Source organism: Dyella terrae (genome assembly GCF_022394535.1).
Classification (GTDB): domain Bacteria; phylum Pseudomonadota; class Gammaproteobacteria; order Xanthomonadales; family Rhodanobacteraceae; genus Dyella.
Genome location: NZ_CP089414.1, coordinates 4,404,845 through 4,426,221 on the forward strand (window position 1 = coordinate 4,404,845; position 21,377 = coordinate 4,426,221).

At 63.4% G+C, this 21,377-nt stretch carries 15 protein-coding genes and 1 riboswitch; of the genes, 10 read left to right on the forward strand and 5 right to left on the reverse strand.

What is annotated here, in order from left to right; translation table 11 throughout:
- Positions 1-74: 74 nt before the first annotated feature.
- Together DYST_RS19355 and DYST_RS19360 are read left to right on the forward strand one after the other, a co-directional pair.
- Entirely contained in the window at positions 75-1,055 is a 981-nt protein-coding gene (locus tag DYST_RS19355) for an acetoacetate decarboxylase family protein (RefSeq protein ID WP_239947646.1), read from the forward strand.
- Positions 1,055-3,193 carry an NAD(P)-binding protein gene (locus DYST_RS19360; protein ID WP_239947649.1) on the forward strand — a complete coding sequence of 713 codons (2,139 nt, stop codon included), beginning with the start codon at positions 1,055-1,057 and terminating at the stop codon, positions 3,191-3,193. The genes DYST_RS19355 and DYST_RS19360 overlap by 1 nt, the downstream gene beginning before the upstream one ends.
- Positions 3,194-3,224: 31 nt before the next feature.
- Here DYST_RS19360 and DYST_RS19365 read toward each other — a convergent pair whose 3' ends face one another.
- Complete coding sequence (locus DYST_RS19365) at positions 3,225-4,988, reverse strand: sensor domain-containing diguanylate cyclase (RefSeq protein ID WP_239947650.1); 1,764 nt, start codon at positions 4,986-4,988, stop codon at positions 3,225-3,227.
- Between the two features lie 141 nt (positions 4,989-5,129).
- Between DYST_RS19365 and DYST_RS19370 the strand changes: the two genes are divergently transcribed.
- Positions 5,130-6,761 (forward strand): NAD+ synthase, encoded by a 1,632-nt coding sequence (locus DYST_RS19370; RefSeq protein WP_239947652.1) that lies wholly within the window; start codon positions 5,130-5,132, stop codon positions 6,759-6,761.
- An 89-nt stretch (positions 6,762-6,850) separates the two neighbouring features.
- Here the strand turns inward: DYST_RS19370 and DYST_RS19375 are convergent, their stop codons facing one another.
- On the reverse strand, positions 6,851-7,693 hold the full coding sequence (locus DYST_RS19375; protein WP_102302837.1) for an outer membrane protein assembly factor BamD: 843 nt from the start codon (positions 7,691-7,693) through the stop codon (positions 6,851-6,853).
- Positions 7,694-7,762: 69 nt separating this feature from the next.
- Between DYST_RS19375 and rluD the strand changes: the two genes are divergently transcribed.
- The 3 genes from rluD to DYST_RS19390 all read left to right on the forward strand — a co-directional run bounded on the left by rluD (position 7,763) and on the right by DYST_RS19390 (position 9,986).
- Positions 7,763-8,740, forward strand: coding sequence for a 23S rRNA pseudouridine(1911/1915/1917) synthase RluD (gene rluD, locus DYST_RS19380; RefSeq protein ID WP_102302836.1), 978 nt, complete (start codon positions 7,763-7,765; stop codon positions 8,738-8,740).
- On the forward strand, positions 8,737-9,489 hold the full coding sequence (gene pgeF, locus DYST_RS19385; protein ID WP_239947654.1) for a peptidoglycan editing factor PgeF: 753 nt from the start codon (positions 8,737-8,739) through the stop codon (positions 9,487-9,489). The genes rluD and pgeF overlap by 4 nt, the downstream gene beginning before the upstream one ends.
- Before the next feature lie 110 nt (positions 9,490-9,599).
- A complete protein-coding gene (locus DYST_RS19390; protein WP_239947656.1) occupies positions 9,600-9,986 on the forward strand; it encodes a RidA family protein in 387 nt (128 codons plus the stop codon).
- Between the two features lie 26 nt (positions 9,987-10,012).
- On the opposite strand, the gene otsA is transcribed toward DYST_RS19390, so the two are convergent.
- From otsA to otsB, 3 genes are read right to left on the reverse strand one after another with little or no spacing between them, the layout of a single operon-like run.
- Positions 10,013-11,401 carry an alpha,alpha-trehalose-phosphate synthase (UDP-forming) gene (gene otsA / locus DYST_RS19395; protein ID WP_239947658.1) on the reverse strand — a complete coding sequence of 463 codons (1,389 nt, stop codon included), beginning with the start codon at positions 11,399-11,401 and terminating at the stop codon, positions 10,013-10,015.
- Between the two features lie 2 nt (positions 11,402-11,403).
- Positions 11,404-13,215, reverse strand: a complete 1,812-nt coding sequence (locus DYST_RS19400) for a glycoside hydrolase family 15 protein (protein WP_239947660.1) — start codon at positions 13,213-13,215, stop codon at positions 11,404-11,406.
- The gene (gene otsB / locus DYST_RS19405; RefSeq protein WP_239947671.1) at positions 13,187-13,990 is read right to left on the reverse strand and encodes a trehalose-phosphatase; all 804 of its coding nucleotides are present in this window, start codon (positions 13,988-13,990) and stop codon (positions 13,187-13,189) included. The genes DYST_RS19400 and otsB overlap by 29 nt, the downstream gene beginning before the upstream one ends.
- Positions 13,991-14,190: 200 nt before the next feature.
- On the opposite strand from otsB, the gene clpB reads away from it, so the two are divergent.
- From clpB to cobO, 4 genes are all read left to right on the forward strand, one after another.
- Positions 14,191-16,773, forward strand: a complete 2,583-nt coding sequence (clpB, locus tag DYST_RS19410; RefSeq protein WP_239947673.1) for an ATP-dependent chaperone ClpB — start codon at positions 14,191-14,193, stop codon at positions 16,771-16,773.
- Positions 16,774-17,887: 1,114 nt separating this feature from the next.
- A riboswitch (cobalamin riboswitch) is annotated at positions 17,888-18,123 on the forward strand.
- A gap of 29 nt (positions 18,124-18,152) precedes the next feature.
- On the forward strand, positions 18,153-20,105 hold the full coding sequence (btuB, locus tag DYST_RS19415; protein WP_239947675.1) for a TonB-dependent vitamin B12 receptor: 1,953 nt from the start codon (positions 18,153-18,155) through the stop codon (positions 20,103-20,105).
- Positions 20,106-20,171: 66 nt separating this feature from the next.
- On the forward strand, positions 20,172-20,753 hold the full coding sequence (locus tag DYST_RS19420) for a hypothetical protein (protein ID WP_239947677.1): 582 nt from the start codon (positions 20,172-20,174) through the stop codon (positions 20,751-20,753).
- Positions 20,750-21,370 (forward strand): cob(I)yrinic acid a,c-diamide adenosyltransferase, encoded by a 621-nt coding sequence (cobO, locus tag DYST_RS19425; RefSeq protein ID WP_239947679.1) that lies wholly within the window; start codon positions 20,750-20,752, stop codon positions 21,368-21,370. The genes DYST_RS19420 and cobO overlap by 4 nt, the downstream gene beginning before the upstream one ends.
- The last annotated feature ends 7 nt before the right edge of the window (positions 21,371-21,377 follow it).

Genomic DNA, 21,377 nt, shown 5'->3' on the forward strand with positions numbered 1-21,377 from the left:
CGGGCGGCGGATCGACAAGAACCGGTCATCATGCGAGCGTATGGTCTTGCTCACGTTTCCGGGGGGGAATTCGCATGGCAGCACCGTCGTATCCGCCGTTCCTGTATCCGCCAGGTTCACCCTTGATGCATCCGCCGCTGGCACTCACGCAGGCCCGCATGTACGGGTTCTGGGTGCCAGGCAATGCACATGCTCTGCAAGCCAGCGTCGACGCTACGCTCAACGCGGGCGGCGGCGGACAGATGCCGTTCTTCGTGGTGTCGCCTTATGTGCTGATGACGTTCACGGATATCGCGCGCGCTTACAGCCTTTGGCCGGATGATCGGGCCAAGGGATGGGGGCGCGAGGTCGATATCGTGGCCTGGGTACTGGTCGCAGGCTTTCCGCCGGGGCAGGCGTTGCCCTCGTTTTATGCCTATCCGCTGCATATCTGGGTCGATGACTGCATGGCCTTGATCGTGGGGCGCGAGGTGTTCGGTTATCCGAAGTACCTGTGCAGCTACACCATGCCCGGGCCGAATGAGTCGCCGCTTGCGTTCACGCTGGCCGCCAAGGGTTTTCAGCCCTACGCGCCCGAGAGTGAGATGAGCGTGCATCCGCTGCTGGAAGTAACGGGTGAGGCGCTACTTGGTGGCGGGCGCCCCGTGGGCGATGTGCAGAGCTGGCGATGCGATCTGCTGGAAGGCCTCCATCAAGCGCCGGATTTCTGGTGCGGCGAATCCTCCTGGCGTGAATCGTTCGACCAATGGTTCATGCAGTTCCCGGCGATGTCGCAGATCTTCCTGAAGCAATTCCCCGATGCAGCGGGCGAGCGCGCGGTCTACCAAGCCATCGTGTCGGCTAATGCGCAGGTGGACTCCATCCATGGGCTGTGGCTGCTGGGTCACGATTACAGCCTCAATCTGCATGACTTCGCGAGCTTTCCGCTTGCGCAGACGCTGGGCTGGTCGCTGGGCGCGCAGAAGGCGTGGTTCGGTTATCGGATCGACTTCGATTTCCACGTCGAGCCCGGCGTGGAGCTGGTGAACAACACTCAGGCCACGGAGGCCCGCTGATGTCCACTCAACCACGTCGCATCGCCATCCTCGGTGGTGGCGTCGGCGCCATGACCGCTGCGTTCTGGCTGACCAACCGTGATGGTTGGCAGGACGACTATCAGATCGACGTCTATCAGATAGGCTGGCGACTCGGCGGCAAGGGGGCCAGCGGCCGCAATGCGGACATCGCCGAGCGCATCGAGGAGCACGGGCTGCACATATGGTTCGGCTTTTACGACAACGCTTTTCAGTTGATGCGTGAGGTCTACGCGAAGCTCGATCGCCCGCTGGGTAGTCCGCTGCGTACATGGGACGAGGCGTTCAAGAAGCACCGACTGGTGTGCCTGACCGAAGCCATCGACGATGCGTGGCGTGTCTGGTCCATCCTCACGCCGCTGATGCCGGGCGAGCCGGGTACGCCGCGTATCGAGGCAAATGTCTCCTCGGCGCTGGGGAGTTTGCTGGATCAACTGAGCGACTGGGCTGGTGCGTGGAACGCGACGGCAGCGAGGCCGCTGGTCGTGGATAACGTCGAGCCACAAGCCATCGCGATTGGTGTCTCGTCGAATGCGTTGTCTGATGCCCCTACGATCCTCGCGCGGGCTCGTGACGTCGCACACACTGGGGCGCTGGTCGGCCTCGACAGTCCGGCGCAGACGGTGCTGTCGCTGCTGCAACGGTTGCAGGTCGCGTTGCATGAGATAGGTGCGTGGTTGCAAGCGGCTGGATTGTGGCCTGATGACGTGCGACGCCTTTACCTGTGCATGGATCTGGCACTCGCCGCCGCCATCGGTATGGTCGCCGACGATGTCGTAGGCAAAGGTTTCGAGGTCATCAACAACGTCGACTTTTGCGCATGGCTGCTCTCGCATGGCGCGCAACCGGCCAGTGTGGACAGCGCGCCCGTGCGCGGTTTCTACGACCTGATCTTTGCCTATCGGGACGGTGACCCGGCGCGGCCGGAGATCGAGGCGGGCACCATGCTGCGCGGCATGCTGAAGGTGGGCCTCGGTTACCGTGGCGCCATCATGTACAAGATGCAGGCGGGCATGGGCGACGTTGTTTTCGCGCCCCTGCACGAATTGCTGGAACGGCGCGGTGTGCGTTTCCACTACTTCCACAAGTTGCTCGCGCTGCAGCCGGACGCAAGTGGTACCGCCGTGCAGGAAATGGTGTTGCAGGAGCAGGTCGCCCTGCGTGGCGATGTCACCGTCTATGAGCCACTCAGGGACGTAAAGGGATTGCCGTGCTGGCCGTCCGAGCCGCGTTACGAGCAGTTCGATGCGGAGCAGGCCGATGCGCTCAAGCGCTACCGCGTCAACCTGGAGTGTCATTGGTCGGATTGGCCGCAGCGCTATGAGGCACTGTTCCATCGGCCGCTGCCGGTGAAGACGTTGCTACGGGGCGTGGACTTCGATGACATCGTGTTTGGTCTCTCGGTAGCCAGCCTGCCCGTGGTGGCGCCTGCGCTGCTCGAGCGCAGTTCTGCGTTGCATCAATGTAGTGACCACGTAGCGGCGGTAGCAACGCAGGCGTATCAGGTATGGACCCGCCGTAGTCTGCAGGACATGGGCTGGAGCTGCGCCGTGGCGGATGGCGAAGAGCCTGTGCTGTCGGGATTCACTGAGCCGTTCGACACATGGGCATCGATGGATCAACTGCTGTGCCGGGAAACCTGGCCCGAGGGTGAGGAGCCGCTCAACGTCTCGTACTTCTGCAACGCCTTTGCGGTGAGTGACTATCCACCGAGCAGCGACCATGGCTTTCCTGCGCGGTGCGCCGACGTGGTGAAAGCATCGGCGATCCAACAGCTCAATCAGGATATCCGTGTGCTGTGGACGAACGTCAGCGTGCAGGGTTTTGATTGGACGTGGCTGGTCGATGCTGAGGGTGGCGAGGGCGTTCTGCGCTTTGATAGCCAGTACTGGCGCGCGAATGTCGATCCATCCGAACGCTACGTGCAGTCACTGGTCGGGACCACGGCGTTTCGCCTGCATGCGGATGAAAGCGGCTTTACCAATTTGTTCCTCGCGGGCGATTGGCTGAAGACCGGGTTGGACGCGGGCTGCGTGGAGGCGGCTGTCATGGGTGGCATGCAGGCGAGTCGCGCGATCAGTGGCTGGCCGACATCGATTCAGGGCGAGCACGGCTGGTAAGCGCCGCAGGGGCCCTGGCGACCTTGCGTTGTCAGGTCTCCGTTTCCACCTGCGTTTCGCGATCGCTGGCGGGTGGCGTGCGACGACCTGATTTGTGCTCGTACATGATGCGATCCGCCTCGCGCACGAGTTCGGCGAAATCGCCGCTGTCCAGCGTCTGCCCGGTGGGCGCGCCGCATACACCGAAACTCAGGCCGGCGCCCTGGAAACCGTAGGCCTGTAGTTGCTGGTCGAGTTTGCCCAGTGCCCGCGTGAGTCGGTGCAGGCTCAGTTCGTCGCCGAAGGCGATGACCGCGAATTCGTCGCCGCCAAGGCGATACGCATGGCCCTGGCAGGGCAATCGGCTCAGCCCGCGGCCTGCCGCCTGCAGCAACGCATCGCCGCGCTCGTGGCCTTCGTTGTCGTTGATCTGCTTGAGGCCGTCCAGGTCGATCATGGCGACCTGCCACGCGCCTTCCACGATGGGTGCCGGGGTGTGCTGGTGGCGGGTGATTTCTTCAATCTTCATGTTGAAGGCAAGACGGTTGCCGAGGCCGGTCAAGGTGTCCGTGGACGCGCGCGCAATGGCGTCGAGCATGCCCTGGCGGAATCGTTCGCGCGCCGCCTGCACCAGCTTCATGTGGTCGGCGAGCGCAAAGGCGAGCAGCATTGCCTCGGCGCTGTTTCCTATCAGGGTGAGCAGGTCGGCGTTGTCCAGCGGACTGGGCATCAAGCCGAAATTGACCGGCAGGATAATGGCGCCAGGAACAAGTACGCACACATAGGCAAGCACAAAAAAGCGCGCCTGACGGACGCCGCTGAGCAACGCCCAGATGCTCACGCTGACAGAGAACAGCACCACGGAAGTGACCGCGATGGTGGCGATCAGGAACGCCAGTGACGGCATCAGCAACGCCATCGGCACGGCCGGCGCGCAGGCGATGGCAATGCCATAGCCGATGCGCGCAGCAAGCGGCGCGTGGCGCTTGAGTTCGAGGAAACGGATGGTGAAGGGCGCATGCACCAGCGGCACCAGGATGAACCACAGCGTGAAATTCAGCGTGCCACCACCGATGCCCAACCAGTCATCCGGCAGGCCGAAGAAAGAAGCCCAGCCGGCCATCAGGATCAGCGACTGGCAGCCGTACAGCGTGTAACTCAGCACGCGCGTCCACAGGCCGACGAACAGAATGAATAAGCCCAGCCCGCCGAGTACACCCAGCGCCATCAGCATCAGCGCGGATTCGTTGGTAAGGCGGCGACGATGGGCATCGCGCGTCTGCAGGTCGATGCGCGGGAGCGCGGTGAAAAACGGTGTGGAGACGCGGATCACCACGGCATAGCGATGCCCCGCGCGGAGCGCCACAGGCACGGTGCCGCGCAGCATGAAATTGGTATCAATACCGCGCCCGGCCTCCAGCCGCTGGCGTGAGCCGTCATCGCCGAGAATCAGCAAACTGGCGCGCTGGTAGTAAGTGTTGCCGAAGGTTACGACCCAGTTGGGCGCGTCATCAGGTGTTTGCAGTGGTGCGACCAACCAGTAGTCGCCACCGAGCATGCTTACCGAGCCTAGTTGCTGGCGCGCAGCGAGCCACGTAGGAAGCTCGCCGTAGTCATGCGGGGGCAGGTCGCCGGAAAAGGCACGATAGGTCGTGACTGGCGGTTCCAGCGGCGGCTGGCCGAACAGGGACCAAGGCTGGGCAGCGTGTGCAACGGAAGTGCAGGCGCATACCAGCAGGAGCAGCGCGACCCACCGCCAAGCACCCGCGCGCAGGCGCACGGCAAAGGCTACCCCAATGGATCGCGAACGACGCAACGCTGTCCCCTGTCAGTTTGCGTCCGAGAATCGTAGCACCGCCCCTGAGCAACAAAGTGAAGGCCCGCTGGGGCTTCCGGCGGGTGCCCCGGGACGGTGCTCGGGTACAATTTCAGGCCCCAGGCAACGGATTCCGATGGCATGTCTTCCCTACGCTTCGCGCTTGCTCAGTTCGACTTCCCGGTAGGCGCGGTTGCGGCCAATGCGGCCAAGGTGGGCGACCTGCTGGCGCAGGCGCGCGATGGCGGCGCGGCGCTGGTGGCGTTCCCCGAATTGACCCTGAGCGGTTATCCGCCGGAAGACCTCTTGCTGCGACCGAGTTTCCTCGTCGCATGCCAGTGTGAGCTCAATGCGCTCGCGGGCGCCACCAACGGTGTGGCCGCGCTGGTGGGGCATCCGCACAGCGAAGGCGAGGTGTACAACGCAGCCAGCCTGCTGCGTGGCGGTGCCATCGAGCTGACCACGCACAAGCAGGCGTTGCCTAACTACGGCGTGTTCGATGACAAGCGCTATTTCCGCCCGGGTAGCGACAGTGCCGTGGCGATGATCGACGGCGTGCGCGTGGGCATGATGATCTGCGAAGACATTTGGGAGCCCGAGCCCGCCGCTAAGGCGGCCGCTGCTGGCGCCGAGCTGATCGTGGTGATCAACGCCTCGCCGTGGGACGACGCCAAGCAGTCCTCGCGCGAGGAAGTGTTGACCGCCCGCGCCCTGGAAACCGGCTGTGCCATCGCCTACGTCAACATGGTCGGTGGGCAGGACGAAGTGGTGTACGACGGCGGCTCCATGCTGGTAAATGCCGACGGTACCGTCGCTGCGCGTGCGCCGAGATTCGTCGACGCCATGCTCTGGGCCGAGTTCGATAGTGAAACGCGCACGTTGCTCGCGGACAACTGGCCGACGGTGCCCGATGCGTCCAATGAGGCGACCTTGTATGCGGCTTTGGTGCGCGGCATCCGCGATTACATCGACAAGAATGGTTTTTCTGGCGTGCTGCTGGGGCTGTCCGGTGGCATCGATTCGGCGCTGACGCTGGCGCTGGCCGTCGATGCGCTTGGCGCAGATCGCGTCACTGCTGTGATGATGCCCACGCGCTACACCTCCCAGCTGTCGCTGGACGGCGCGCGTGCGCAGGCCGAGCAGTTGGGCGTGGACTATCACATCATCAACATCGAACCGATGGTGGATGCCTTCCTCGGTGCGTTGGCTCCCGCCTTTGCAGGCAAGCCGGCCGACACCACGGAGGAAAACCTGCAGTCACGCACGCGCGGCGTGACCCTCATGGCCTTGTCCAACAAACATGGCCGCTTGCTGTTGGCCACGGGCAACAAGAGCGAGATGGCGGTGGGTTACGCCACGCTCTACGGCGATATGTGCGGTGCCTATGCACCGCTGAAGGACGTCTACAAGACCGTCGTCTACCGCTTGTCGCGCTGGCGCAACGAACATGCGGCGCGCGTAGGTGAGCCGGAGGCGATTCCATCCGCGGTGATTGAACGACCGCCGTCGGCGGAGCTGCGCGACAACCAGACCGACCAGGATTCGCTGCCTCCCTATGACGAGCTCGACGCCATCCTGACGCGCTTTATCGAAGGCGAGCAGTCGCAGGCGGAAATCGCTGCGCAGGGCTTCCATGCGGACACCGTGCGCCGTGTGGTGCGACTGGTGTTGCTGAACGAGTTCAAGCGCCGGCAGTCCGCACCGGGGCCACGCGTGACCACGCGTGCGTTCGGACGCGAGCGGCGGTATCCGATTACGTCCGGCTGGAAGTAACCAGCGGCGCTTCTGTAGGGGCACAAACAAAAAAGCCGGTGCTTGCGCACCGGCTTTTTTTCATGCCGCTCGGAAACCCGGGCGTTGGATCAATGGTGACCCGAGAACGGAATCGCCTTGCGCAGCAGGGACGGTGCATGCGGCCACTTCGGATCCTTCAGGTACGGGTGATCCGGGTAGTTCATGGCCAGCACCTGGCGCGTCTGGTCGGCGAGGTTCTTCTGGTCCATGCCGATGTAGCTACGGGTCAGGATGGCCAGCGCGTCGCCGGTCTGCGGTGCCTGCTGGTAGTGCTCGATGACGTACTGGGCACGGTCGGCCGAGGCCACGTAGGCCTTGTTGCGCAGGTAGTACTCGGCCACGTTGATCTCGAACTGCGCCAGCACGTTGCGCAGATAGATCATGCGCTGGCGCGCATCGGCGGTGTAAGCGCTGTCCGGGAAGCGGCGCGACAGCTCCGAGAAGTCGTCGAACGACTTCAGGTTGTAGCCTTGGTCACGACGCGATTGGGCCTGGTCGCCACGCTGCAGCAGACGCTCCATGGCGCCGCCGGTGCGATCAAAATTGATCAGACCGCGCAAGTAATAGGCATAATCCACATGCTTTTGGGTCGGATACGTCTTGATGAAGCGATTGATCGTGGAATAGGCGTCGTCCGGCTGGTTGTCCTTGTACTGCGAATAGGCCAAGTCGAGCTGGGCCTGCTCGTTGTAGTTACCGGACGGGAAACGAGCGATCAGTCGCTGGTACGCTTTGGCGGCTGCCGAATAATCGGCGTGCTCCATCGAGTCGTGCGCCTTCGCATACAGCTTGTCTACCGGCAGCGTATCGTTGGTCTCCCTCTTGTGGTGGAACATCGAGCAAGCGTTCATCGAAAGAGCGATGGCGAGCACGACAAAGACTTTGAAAGCCTGCAGCTTAGTTACGCGCATGAGAAGGGTTCAGATGTTTGAGCGAAAAGGGATGATAGCCGAAACCACCGGGTGCCCGGGGAGCCGGTCATGACGACGATCCGTCACGACGCCACGGTACCCCTGTCGGCCGCGGGTCGGAGGTTCGACCAAGCGTTGGCCGAGATGTTCCCGGACTATTCCAGATCACGCCTTACCGCGTGGATCAAGGCCGGTGCGGTGACGCTGGACGGTGCGCTCGCGCCGCCCCGGCAGTTGCTGCGTGGCGGGGAAAAAGTCCTGTTGGAAGCGGAACTTGAGACCGAAGTGGAGCTGGAGCCGGAGGCCATTGCCCTGGACATCGTCCACGAGGATCCGCACCTGCTGGTGGTGAACAAGCCGGCCGGGCTGGTGGTACATCCTGGCGCAGGAAATAGCGCCGGCACGATGCTGAACGCCCTGTTGCACCACAATTCGGAGCTGGCCCTGCTGCCCCGCGGCGGCATCGTCCACCGCCTGGACAAGGACACCTCGGGCTTGATGGTGGTGGCTAAGACCCTGCCGGCCCATACGGCGCTGGTGGACATGCTGTCCAGGCACGATGTGGAGCGGCAGTACGAGGCCGTGGTGCTGGGCACCCTGGTAGCCGGTGGCACGGTGGATGCCCCCATCGGCCGCCATATGGGCGACCGCCTGCGCCAAGCCGTGCGTGACGAGGAAGATGGCAAGCATGCGGTGACCCATTACCGCCTACGCGAGCGCTTCCGGGCCCACAGCCTGATTCAGTGCAGCCTGGAAACCGGCCGTACCCACCAGATCCGCGTCCATATGGCCCATATCAACCATCCGCTGGTGGGCGATCCGCTGTACGGCGGCGGGTTGAAGCTGCCCAAGCGGGCCACCCCTGAGCTGGTAGCCGCTTTGCGCGGCTTCCGCCGGCAGGCGCTGCATGCGGAGCGCTTGGCTTTCGAGCACCCGGTGACGCATGAGCCGATGTCCTTCAGTGTCGAGCGCCCAGCCGACCTGCAGGTCCTGATCGACGCCCTGCGTGTCGATACTGCCCAGGCGGATCCGGACGATTGGTCGTGAGCCCAGACGGGGCCTGGATCATCCCGGACTGGCCAGCGCCCGCTGGTGTTCGGGCAGCGGTCAGTACCCGCCAGGGCCCTGGTGTTTCGACAGGCCCTTGGGGGCGCTTCAATCTGGGAGCCCGTTGCGGCGATGTCCCCGAGGCGGTCGCCGCCAACCGGACCGCCGTGCGGTCGGCCTTGGGTCTGGGCCGCGATCCGCGCTGGCTGCAGCAGGTTCACGGCGTTGACGTCGCGGATGTGGACCGACTGACCGACGCGCAGGAGCCACGCGCCGACGCCGCGGTCACCGATCAGGCTGATCAGCCTTTGGCCATCCTGACCGCCGATTGCCTGCCGGTGTTGTTCTGCACCGCGGATGGTCAGAGCGTTGCCGCCGCCCATGCGGGCTGGCGGGGGCTGCAGGCCGGCGTGCTGGAGGCGACGGTGAATGCGTTGAAGGTGCCGCCCGCGCAGGTCATGGCGTGGCTGGGGCCCTGTATCGGCAAGGCCAGCTACGAGGTGGGTGGCGAGGTGCGTGACGCCTTCATGGCACTCGACGTCGACGCTGGCGAGGGTTTCGAGCCCACGCGTCCGGGGCATTGGTTGTGCGATCTCGCCTGGCTGGCACGGCGTCGACTGCAGGTCGCAGGGGTCCCCGCCATCTACGGTGGTGGCTTTGATACGCGCACCGATGACCGGTTCTATTCCTATCGCCGCGATGGCGCGCAGAGCGGGCGGTTCGCCAGTTTGATCTGGCGAGATGGCTGACACCGTCCCTGCTGATTCGCTCTAAGCGATATCAGCGCTATTTTCACGCCAGTGAGCCATCAGAATAAATCGCGACAGTTCGATCACTAAAATTAAAAAAGGAGCTTTTGATGACGATCCAACTGCACAACCCCGCTGGTATCGCGCCGCCGTTCTCCTGTTACAGCCATGGTGCTTCCGCACCGGCGGGAGCTCGCTGGCTGTATGTTTCCGGTCAGGTGGGCGTCACGCCTGATGGTGTCGTGCCGGATGATCCGGCACAGCAGATAGCGTTGGCCTGGGACAACCTGCTTGCGGTGTTGGCTGACGCGGGTATGCAGGTGACCGATCTGGTCAAGGTGGATGGCTTCATCACGCGGCCCGATCTCGTGCCCTTGTACCGCAAGGAGCGCGAGCGGCGGTTCGCAGGCCACGCCGCCGCGACAACCATGGTCATTGTTGCCGGCCTCGCTGAGCCAAACCTGCTGGTCGAAATCCAGGCTGTTGCCGCGCGCTGATCGTCGTGGCCATTCTCTTCCAGTGGCTATTCGGCTAACCGTCGCAGGAACGCATTACGCCATGCTGTGACGTCCTGCTTCTCCAGCACGTCCATCATGCGGCGCCAGCGGCGGCGACGTTCCTGCAGCGGCATTTCCAGCGCAACGCCCAGCGCTTCGGCCAACTCCTCTGTATCGGCGGGGTTCACCAAAAGGGCATCGCGCAGCTCCTCCGCGGCGCCGGCGAAACGCGAGAGCACCAGCACGCCAGGGTCTTCCGGGTCTTGGCTGGCGACATATTCCTTCGCCACCAGGTTCATGCCGTCGCGTAACGGCGTTACCAGCCCCACGCGGGCGCTGCGGTAGTAGCCGCTGAGCAGGCTGTGCGGGAACGAGTTGTTGACGTAGCGGATAGGCACCCAATCCGGCGCGGCATACATGCCGTTGATGTGGCCGGCCATGCGTTCGAGCTCGCGGCGGATCTGGCGATACTCCGGCACGCCGCCGCGGGAGGGCGGGGCGATCTGTAGAAAGGTGACTTTGCGATGCAGTTGCGGCGAGCGTTCCAGTAGCCGCGCGTAGGCGTGGAAGCGCTCGGGCAGGCCCTTGGAGTAGTCCAGGCGATCGACGCCGATGATCAACGCGCGGCCTTCCAGGCTTTGCCTGAGGTCGTGGATTTCCTCATGCTCGTCGGCGTGGCTGGCGGCTTCCGCGACTTCGGCGGTGTCGATGCCGATGGCGAATGCCTCGGCGCGAAAGAGCCGCCCTTCCGGCGTGCGGATGCGTCCATCGCGGCGCATGGTGGCGCCTACCTCGTGCAGAAAGTATTCCTCCAGCGCACGCCGGTCGCGCGGTGTGTGCAGACCGACGAGATCGTAGCTCGCCAGCGTTTCCAGCAATTCCATATGGTGCGGTAATGCAATCAGCAGGCCGGCGGCCGGAAGCGGCGTGTGCAGGAAGAAGCCGATGCGGTTGCGTACACCGCGCTCGCGCAGCATCGCGGCGAGCGGGATCAGGTGGTAGTCATTGATCCAGACCAGGTCGCTCGGTCGGATCAATGGCATCAGCCGTTCGGCGAACAGATTGTTGACACGCAGATAGCCGGCCAGATGCTTGCGGTCGTAGTCCACCAGATCGGGTCGGTAGTGCAGCAGCGGCCACAGCGTGCGATTGGCGAAGCCGTCGTAGAAGTCGTCGTGGTCGGCGCGGGAAAGGTCGATGGTCGCGTACTCCACCGGGCCATCCCTTTGTTTGTGCACCTCTTCGGCGGTCTGGCGGGCGATCTTGCCGCTCCAGCCAAACCACAATCCTCCGCGTTCCTGCAGAGCTGCTCGCATGGCGGAGGCGAGTCCTCCGGTGGCGGTCTGGTCGGGCAGTGCCACACGGTTGGAAACCACGATCAGTCGTTCCTGGCCGCCGTTTCCTTTTCCAGCCATCCTCACAGTGCGTCCTCCCAGCGCCGCGACAGGCGCATGGCGGCTTGGATCAGGCCCACCATTGAATAGGTTTGCGGGAAATTGCCCCAGTGCTCGCCGTTGGCCGGTGCGATGTCTTCCGACAGCAGGCCTAGCGAGTTTCGTTGCGAAAGCATGTGTTCGAACATGACGCGGGCGCGCTCCTTGCGACCCGTGGCGGCGAGCGCCTCGATGTACCAGAACGTGCAGATGTTGAAGCTCGTCTCCGGCGCGCCGAAATCGTCCGGCGCGATATAGCGGAACAGGTAGTCGCCGCGCCCCAGCGCCTCGCCGATGGCGTCCACAGTGGCGATAAAGCGTGGGTCCATCGCATCGATGAAGCCGATGTCGGCCAGTAGCAACAGACTCGCGTCCAGATGCTCCCCGTCGTAGGCGTCGACAAAGGTGCCGAGCTTGGTGTTCCACGTGCGCGCTTCGATCCGGGCATGTAGCGCCACTGCCTCGTCGTGCCAGTGACGGGCACGCTCGTCCAGGCCGAGCTCCGTGGCGATGTGCGCCAGGCGATCGCACGCAGCCCAGCACATGGCGGCGGAATAGGTGTGCACGGCTGAGCGGCCGCGGTACTCCCACAATCCTGCGTCGGGCGTTTCGGCCACGCGCAGTGCCATTTCGCCCATGCGCTCCAGTCGGCGGAAGGTGAGCTCGTCGCCGGGGTGTTCCAGGCGGCGGTCGAAGAACACCTGAGACGAAGCGAGTACCACTGAGCCGTAAACGTCGTTCTGGCGTTGGCGCCACGCGTCGTTGCCCACGCGCACCGGCCCCATGCCGCGATAGCCGGCCAGGCTGTCGACCTGGGTTTCCGGCAGTTCGTGCTCGAAGGTGATACCGAACACGGGGCCGATTTCGTTGTCGCCGTCGGAGGCGACCAGGTTGAAGACGTAGCGGATGTACTCCTCCATGCTGCGGGTCGCACCCAGCCGGTTGAGTGCACGCACGGTGAAGGCGGCGTCGCGGAGCCAGCAGTAGCGGTAGTCCCAGTTGCGCCCGGAACCTGCCGACTCGGGGATGGAGGTGGTGAGCGCGGCGACGATGGCGCCGGTCGCTTCGTACTGGCATAGCTTCAGCGTGATGGCGGCGCGGATGATCGGTTCCTGCCATTCGTAGGGCACCGAAAGGTTGCGCACCCATTCGCGCCAGTAAGCCAGCGTGCGTTCCAGCGTGTGGTGGATGAAATCCGCCGGGCTGTGCGTGAGGGTTTCATCGGGGCCGAAGACGAAATGCGCCGGCTTTTCCAGGAAGAATGGCAGTCCGCGTTCGATCATGATGGACGCCACATCGCTGGTCAGGCGCTGTACGACGCCATCGAGCAGGAAGCGGATGTGGTTGCTGCCGGATGTTGTCTGCGGCTCATCACTGCCGTACTTGCAGAGCGGTCGCAGCAGCACGCGGATACGCGGCGAACCGCCGATAGGCCTTACGCGGCGCGCCACTAGCACGGGATGGTAGAAGCGCCCGCGCGAACGAAAACGGGGCATGTAATCCACGATCTCCACGCCTGCACCATGTTGGTCGTACAGGCGTGTCACCAGTACGGCGGTGTTCGGCATGTAGTGTTGCTCCGAGCGGTCGAGATCTTCCAGCTCGATCGTCCAGTCGCCACCTTCACGTTGTGGCGACAACAGCGCGCAGAAGCTCGCGTCGCCGTCGAAGCGCGGCAGGCAACACCAGACGATGCGACCGCGCCCGTCGATTAGCGCGGCAACGCTGCCGTTGCCGATGACACCCAGTTCCAGACTGGACAGGGTGTCAGTGCTTTCCTCCTGAGGAGTGGGCATGTGAGAGTGCTCCATGCTTGAGCGCGTGCAGCACGCGGAAGAGCCAGGCCCGCGCAGCAGCGGGGTCCGACAGGGAATAGCGGGCAAGGCTCGGTTCGCGGGAACCCACGCGAATGCTCAGTCCGCCCTCGAGATTGGCCATGGCAAAACCATGCTCATCCGTCAGGTCGTCGCCGACATACACGGGCTGGCGCTCGCGGAACGGCCACGCAGACATCAGGGCGGCGACGGCCGAACCCTTGTCCATGCCTTCGGGCTTCAGCTCGATCACCATGTTGCCCGGCTGCATTTCATAGCCGGCCAACGACGGCAGCACGCCTTGCACCTGTTCACGCAGACGTTCGAACAACTGCGGCGACGTGCGGCAATGCAGGGCGACCGCCATGCCCTTGTCTTCCATCATGACGCCGGGCAGGGCAGCGGCAACGGTGCCGGCGATGTCCCGCACCAACGAGCGACGGCTGGCGCCAATGTGCACGCCGCGATAGCGACCGTCGGCGCCCCGCAGTTCCAGGCCATGCAAGCCGGCCATGGCCCAGGGCGGATGGCCAAACAGATCGTCCAGATCGTCCAGGCTGCGACCGCTCACCAAGGCCAGCGCGCCATCGAGCGCGCCGTAGAGGTCTTCGATGAGTTCACGCAGGCGCGAATGCACGCAGACCTGGTCGGGATGGTCGACAAAGTCGAGCAGCGTACCGTCGACATCGAGAAACAATGCCCAGCGATCATCCACGCCTGGCAGGGGCGGAGCCGGGAGGGGCGGTTGGGCGGACATGGCGGCTAAGGGCACGAGGGATGGCACGTGCAGCAGCCTATCAAGGCGAATGTGAAGGCAAGCTATGGATGTGCCCAACAACGACTGAAGAAACGACGTACACCTGACGTTGACGTGGCTTGAATCATGCGCGGGCGAGCCGCATCTCTTTGCCCAGTGGCGGCGGGGCCGCCAGATCCTATTGATCGAGGGGAAATCCCATGAGGATGGACAAACTCACGTCGCGTTTTCAGCAGGCGTTGGCCGACGCCCAATCGCTTGCTGTCGGACGCGACAACAACATGCTTGAACCGGTGCATGTCATGGCCGCATTGCTCGACCAGCAAGGTGGTTCAACGGCACCGTTGCTGACGCAGGCGCACGTCAACGTGCCAGCGCTACGCCAGCGCGTGAACGAAATGGTGGATCGCCTGCCGCGCGTCAGCGGGCAGGAGGGCAATGTGCACGTCGGCAACGAGCTGACGCGTTTGCTCAACCTTACCGACAAGTTGGCGCAGCAGCGGGGCGACCAGTTCATTGCCAGCGAACTGTTCGTGTTGGCGGCGGTGGAAGACAAGGGCGAGCTAGGCGCCGCGCTCAAGGCCGCTGGCGCGACCAAGGCAAACGTCGAGACCGCCATCGAGAAGATTCGAGGTGGCGAAAAAGTGCAGAGCGAAAACGCCGAAGACCAGCGTCAGGCGCTGGAGAAATACTGCGTCGACCTGACAGCGCGCGCGGAGAGCGGCAAGCTCGATCCGGTGATTGGTCGCGACGAGGAAATCCGCCGCACGATTCAGGTGCTGCAGCGTCGCACCAAGAACAACCCCGTGCTGATCGGCGAGCCGGGCGTGGGCAAGACAGCGATTGTCGAAGGGCTGGCGCAGCGCATCATCAAGGGCGAGGTACCCGAAGGCCTGCGCGATCGTCGCGTGCTGGCACTCGATATGGGCGCGCTGATCGCTGGCGCCAAGTTCCGTGGTGAATTCGAGGAACGCCTCAAGGCGGTGCTCAACGATCTATCCAAGAGCGAAGGCCAGATCATCCTGTTCATCGACGAGCTGCACACCATGGTTGGTGCGGGCAAGGCCGATGGTGCGATGGATGCAGGCAACATGCTCAAGCCTGCGCTCGCGCGTGGTGAACTGCATTGCATTGGCGCCACCACGCTCGACGAATACCGCAAGTACATCGAGAAGGACGCCGCGCTGGAGCGCCGCTTCCAGAAGGTCTACGTGGGCGAGCCCAGCGTGGAAGACACTATCGCCATTCTGCGCGGCCTGAAGGAGCGCTACGCCGTGCACCACGGCGTGGAGATCACCGATCCTGCCATCGTTGCCGCGGCCACGCTGTCCAATCGCTACATCCCTGATCGCCAGCTGCCGGACAAGGCCATCGACCTGATGGACGAGGCGGCGTCACGCATCCGCATGGAGATCGACTCCAAGCCCGAAGAGCTTGACCGCCTGGAGCGCCGCCTGATCCAGCTGAAGATCCAGCGCGAAATGCTGAAGAAGGAAACCGACGACGCGTCGAAGAAGCGCCTTGCCGATCTCGATACGGACATCCAGAAACTGGAGCGGGAGTTCTCCGACCTCAACGAGATCTGGAAGTCCGAAAAGGCTGCGCTGCAGGGCGCGACCAAGGTAAAGGAGCAGATCGAGGCCGCCCGCGTGGAGCTGGAATCCGCGCAGCGTCACCAGGACTACGCCAAGATGAGTGAGATCCAGTACGGCAAGCTGCCGGAACTGGAGAAGCAGCTCGCCGCCGCGCAGGCCGCCGAGAAGCAGGACTTCAAACTCGTGCAGGATCGCGTCACCGAGGAAGAAATTGCCGAGGTGGTGTCGCGCTGGACAGGCATTCCCGTCAATAAGATGCTGGAAGGCGAGCGCGACAAGCTGCTGCACATGGAAGACGCGCTGCACAAGCGCGTGGTCGGTCAGGACGAAGCGGTGCGTGCGGTGTCCGATGCGATCCGTCGTGCGCGTGCGGGCCTGTCCGATCCCAATCGTCCCAACGGCTCGTTCCTGTTCCTCGGCCCCACCGGCGTGGGTAAGACGGAGCTATGCAAGGCGCTCGCCGAATTCATGTTCGACACGCAGGATGCGATGGTGCGCATCGACATGAGTGAGTTTATGGAGAAGCATTCCGTGAGCCGCCTGATCGGCGCACCTCCGGGCTACGTGGGTTACGAGGAGGGCGGCTACCTCACTGAGGCGGTGCGTCGCCGTCCGTACAGCGTGATCCTGCTGGACGAGGTGGAGAAAGCGCACCCGGACGTATTCAATATCCTGCTGCAAGTGCTCGACGACGGCCGGCTTACCGACGGCCAGGGGCGCACGGTGGACTTCCGCAACACCGTGATCGTGATGACCTCGAACCTTGGCTCGCAGATGATCCAGGAGCACTCGGGCGATTCGGAAGCCGATTACCTGCAGATGAAGGCGGCGGTGTTGGGCGTGGTGCAAGCGCACTTCCGTCCGGAGTTCATCAATCGCCTCGACGAGTTGGTGGTGTTCCGCCCGCTGGAGAAGAAACAGATCCGCAAGATCGCCCTGATCCAGCTCACCTACCTGGAGAAGCGCTTGGCTGAGCGCGAGCTGCGCATGGAGATCAGCGAGAAGGCGCTGGACGTGCTGGCCAATGTGGGCTTCGATCCTGTGTACGGTGCACGTCCGTTGAAGCGGGCGATCCAGCAGCAGTTGGAGAATCCGCTGGCGAGGGAGATTCTGGAAGGGAAGTTTGTTGCTGGTGCGACGATTGTGGTGGATGCGGAGCAGGGGCATTTGACGTTCCGCAAGCAGTAACGTTGGGGTTTAAACATGGCGCCCGTTCTGTGGATGCAGGGCGGGCGTTTTCTTTTTCTGGGTTGGTGTCGATCTCGCGAGACTCTGCTCCCTCTCCCCTTCGGGGAGAGGGTTGGGTGCCCGCCTTATGGTTTCGATGAAATCGTCATCCCGGCGCAGGCCGGGATCCAGTTTCTGTATCGCTTGGTTGTCGCGACCTGGCTCGCCTGCGGCGGGCTTTCGCCCTCCTACCGGAGGCCGAGTCACTTTTCTTTGCTTGCCCAAAGAAAAGTAACCCGAAGAAAGGGCACCCCCACTTGGCGCTGGCCGGTGAAGCCGGCCAGTCCGTGAGGGGTGGCCGGGCTTTTCGACAGGGCCTCCTGCCCTGGCGAAAAGGGATCGGCATCCGTGCCGATCCCCCCTGCGGGCCTTCTCGTCCACCCCTCACCGCCGCACAGGGGGCCCGAAGGTCAAAAGCGCCGAGCCGAAGGCTCGTGCAGCGGAGCTGCACATCGCACTCGCAGGTCGCGTTGCGCCTGTTCTAGTGCTGAAAGCCAAGGCAGAAGAGAAAGACGATGCCGTTACGTGGCGAGTTCTCCATAGCGGTCGGGAAGCGTAGCGAAGCCTGCTTTAAGTCCTCTCCGCGACGGTGCGTTGCGAAGCGCGCCCACGCGTTCGGGCTTATCCCGTCGACATGCTGCGGGCGTTGGCCTGTCAGGCCATTTCTTTGGGTTACTTTTCTTTGGGCCAACAAAGAAAAGTGACTCGAGCGTCCCACGGGACTAGCTTCGCGTCCTCGGCAGACGATCGAAACGCCCGCTGCGTAAGCGGCCAGATCGCGGTTACGCACGAGGCGACAGCCGACCACTGACGACACTGGATCCCTGCCTTCGCAGGGATGACGGCATAAACGAAACGTCGAAGCGAGCACCCACCCCTCACCCCAAAAGGGAGAGGGAGCAGAACTGAGGCGCTATGCGCACTCCCAGCCTGCCCAAGCGACGACCTCAACAACGCAGCGAGACCAGCTCCAGCTCCCCCATCCCGCAATGCCACAGCCATCCATCCCCCCCATCCGAAGACCAGCGACAACACCACCAACCTCCAGCACAGTCCCCACCTTCCCCCGTCTGCTACCATTCGCCCCGCCTGAGGTGACCATCGGCCAACCAGCCGATAGTTGAAACGGGAATCCGGTGCGGCGCCAAAGTGCCTATTCCGGAGCTGCCCCCGCAACGGTAGGCGAGTGCGATCCAGGGGATCGACGGAGCGACAGGAAGCCACTGTGCCGAGCGCATGGGAAGGCGTCGTTCTGGAAGACACATGTCTTCACCCGCGAGCCCGGAGACCGGCCTCGAGGTATGACCAGACTGGCGGTGGGCCATGTTGGGGAGCCGTGCATGCTGCACGGGTGCCTAGCCTTCTTCCGCCTGCTCTTTTTTTCATGCAATCCGCGCGGGCAGGCGCGGTTGAGGAGCTGTGTTTTGGCCATCCGAATTTCCACGATCCGTCGTTCCGTGCTGGCGACGGCGCTGTTGAGCGTCATTTTTCCTGCGTTCGCTGACGACACGACCAACCTGGACGGCGTCGTTGTCACCGCTACGCGCACCGAACAGACCCAAAACCAGACACTGTCGGCCGTCACTGTGATTGATCGCGCCGATATCGAGCGTCTGCAGCCGGCGTCGCTGGGCGACTTGCTGCGCGGTACGCCGGGCATGCAGATCGCCAACAACGGTGGCCCGGGCAAGTCCACCAGTGCGTTCCTGCGTGGTACCGAGGCGGACCACGTGCTGGTGATGATCGACGGCGTCAAGATCGGCTCGGCCACACTGGGCCAGGCGGCGCTGCAGGACATTCCAGTCGATCAGATCGAGCGCATCGAAATCGTGCGCGGCCCGTTCTCCAGTCTTTACGGCTCGGAAGCGATCGGCGGCGTGATCCAGATCTTCACCCGTCGCCCGGAAGGTGCTTTCGTGCCGTCCTTCAGCCTGGGCATAGGCAGCTACCGTGACCTCAACGGTTCGGCGGGTTTCGCTGGTAAGAGCGGCGATGGCTGGTATTCGCTGGAGGTGTCGCACGACCAGACCCACGGCATCAATTCGTGCCGTATCGGTGCGGCCGAAGTGGGCGCTGCGTGCTTCGCCGACCAGCCGGACAAGGACGGCTATCGCAATACCGCGCTGACTCTGCAGGGTGGTTACAAGTTCGATGAGCAGTGGGATGCGGACGTGCGCCTGTTCCGCAGCGAAGGTCACAATTGGTATGACGGCAATTACACCGACTCCGACAAGAGCGCCACGCAGGTGGTGGGTGGCCGCGTGCACTATCGCCCGGCCAGCAACGTCAAGCTGACGCTCAGCCTCGGCACCAGCGACGATTTCGAGAAGGATTATCTCCAGGGTGCGTACGTCAGTCGCTTCGACACGCATCGCGACCTCGGCACAGCGCAGGCGGACATTGGCTTCTGGGGCGGCCTGCTCAGCACGGGCTTCGACTGGCAGCGCGATCAGGTGGACAGCACGGCGGGTTACATCAACCCATTCACGCAGGCTCCAATCGACAGCCGCATCAACCGCGGCGTGTTCGCGCAGTGGCAGCAGACCTTCGGCAGCCAGTCGGTGCAGGCCAGCGTGCGCCACGACGACAACAGTCAGTTCGGCAGCAAGAACACCGGCAGCCTGCTGTGGGGTTGGGACTTCACCCAGACCCTGCGCCTCACCGCCAGCTACGGCACGGCGTTCAAGGCGCCGACCTTCAATGACCTGTACTACCCGTATTACGGCAACCCGGACCTCAAGCCGGAAACGGCGCACAACATTGAGCTCGGTCTGCGCGGTAGCTACGGCTGGGGTTACTGGTCGTTGAATGCGTTCCGCAACAACGTGAACAATCTCATCACCTACGACGCTGCTACCCAGGCGGCAGCCAACGTGGACAAAGCACGTATCCGTGGCGCGGAAGGCCTGGTGAGCGGCCATGTCGCCGGCTGGCTGGTGACGGGTACGGCCACTTGGCTGGATCCGCGTGATGAATCCACGGCCTACGAAGGCAACCTGTTGCCGCGCCGTGCGCGCCAGACGGGTAATGTCGATATTGATCGCACCTTCGGCGATTTCAGCGTGGGTGGTACCTGGTTCGTGTCGGGTCGCCGTTACGACGATCTGGCCAACCAGCACCCGCTGGGCGCCTATGCGATCACCAATCTGCGCGTGGCCTACGCCATCTCTCGGGACTTCAAGCTACAGCTGGCGCTCAATAATGCGTTCGCCAAGAACTACGAGACCGCCTGGTACTTCAACCAGCCGGGTCGTAACTACATGTTGACCCTGCGTTATCAGCCTGCGCAGTAAGCCTTGACACCGGGCCCCGCATGGGGCCCGGTGCTGTTCCACGATGCATCGATCAGGAGAGCTTCCGTGAAAGCACTGTCGGTTTCCCGTTTCAACGCGCTCTGGCTGGTGCTGATGGCGGTGATGATCGCCACCCGCTTCAAGCACTTCGGCGATGTGCTGCACCTGCCCGATGCGTCGATGGCGGTATTCTTTCTCGGTGGTCTGTACTTGCGTCACCACTGGACCTTCGTGGTGATGGTGCTGCTTGCGGTCGCGCTGGACTGGGTGTCCATCAGCTTCGCGGGAGTGAGTGATTTCTGCATCACTCTCGCTTACTCGTTCCTGCCGTTGGCGTACGCGGTGCTGTGGTACGCAGGCCGTTGGTACGCACCACACATGGATCGACGCATGCTGTCGCTACTGGGTGCATTCGGCGTATCGCTTGTCGCTGCCGTGTTGTCGTTTGCCATCTCCAACGGCTCGTTCTATTGGCTGGGCGGCCGCTATGCGCAGCCGCACATGACCGAATACGTGTCGCGCTTGTGGCTGTGGGGGCCGCTGTTCGTGCGTACCACCCTCATTTACGTGGCTGTGGCGCTGGTGCTGCATGCGCTGATCGAGCGGCTCGCGTCGTCTTCCTCTGAACACGGGAACGCAAAGATATGAACGAGCACCACGACGCATCGACCCCAGAAGAGCGCCACCGCGAGCGCATGCAGCGGAAGAAGGAGCTGGTGGATCGCAAGATCGCCCGCGCCACCATCGAACGCGGCGTGTTGGTAGTGAACACGGGCAACGGCAAGGGCAAGAGTTCATCTGGCTTTGGCATGCTGGCGCGTTCGCTGGGGCACGGCTTCCGTTGCGGCGTAGTGCAGTTCATCAAGGGCAGCTTTTCCACCGGCGAAGAAGCGTTCTTTCGTCGCTTCCCGGAGGAGCTCGATTACCACGTGATGGGCGAAGGCTATACGTGGGAAACGCAGGACAAGGCGCGCGACATCCAGGCGGCGGAAGCGGCCTGGGCCGTGGCGGCAGGGATGCTCGCTGATCCCTCGTACGACTTCGTGCTGCTCGACGAGCTCAATATCGCGCTGGTGAAAGGCTACGTCGATGTGGCGAAAGTATGCGATGCGTTGCGGGCGAGGCCACCGCAGCAGCACGTAGTGATCACCGGGCGTGGCGCGCCGGACGCGCTGGTCGAACTGGCTGATACAGTGACGGAAATGCGCGTGGTAAAGCACGCGTTCCAGGCGGGCATCAAGGCACAGAAGGGCATTGAGCTCTGACGCGCCG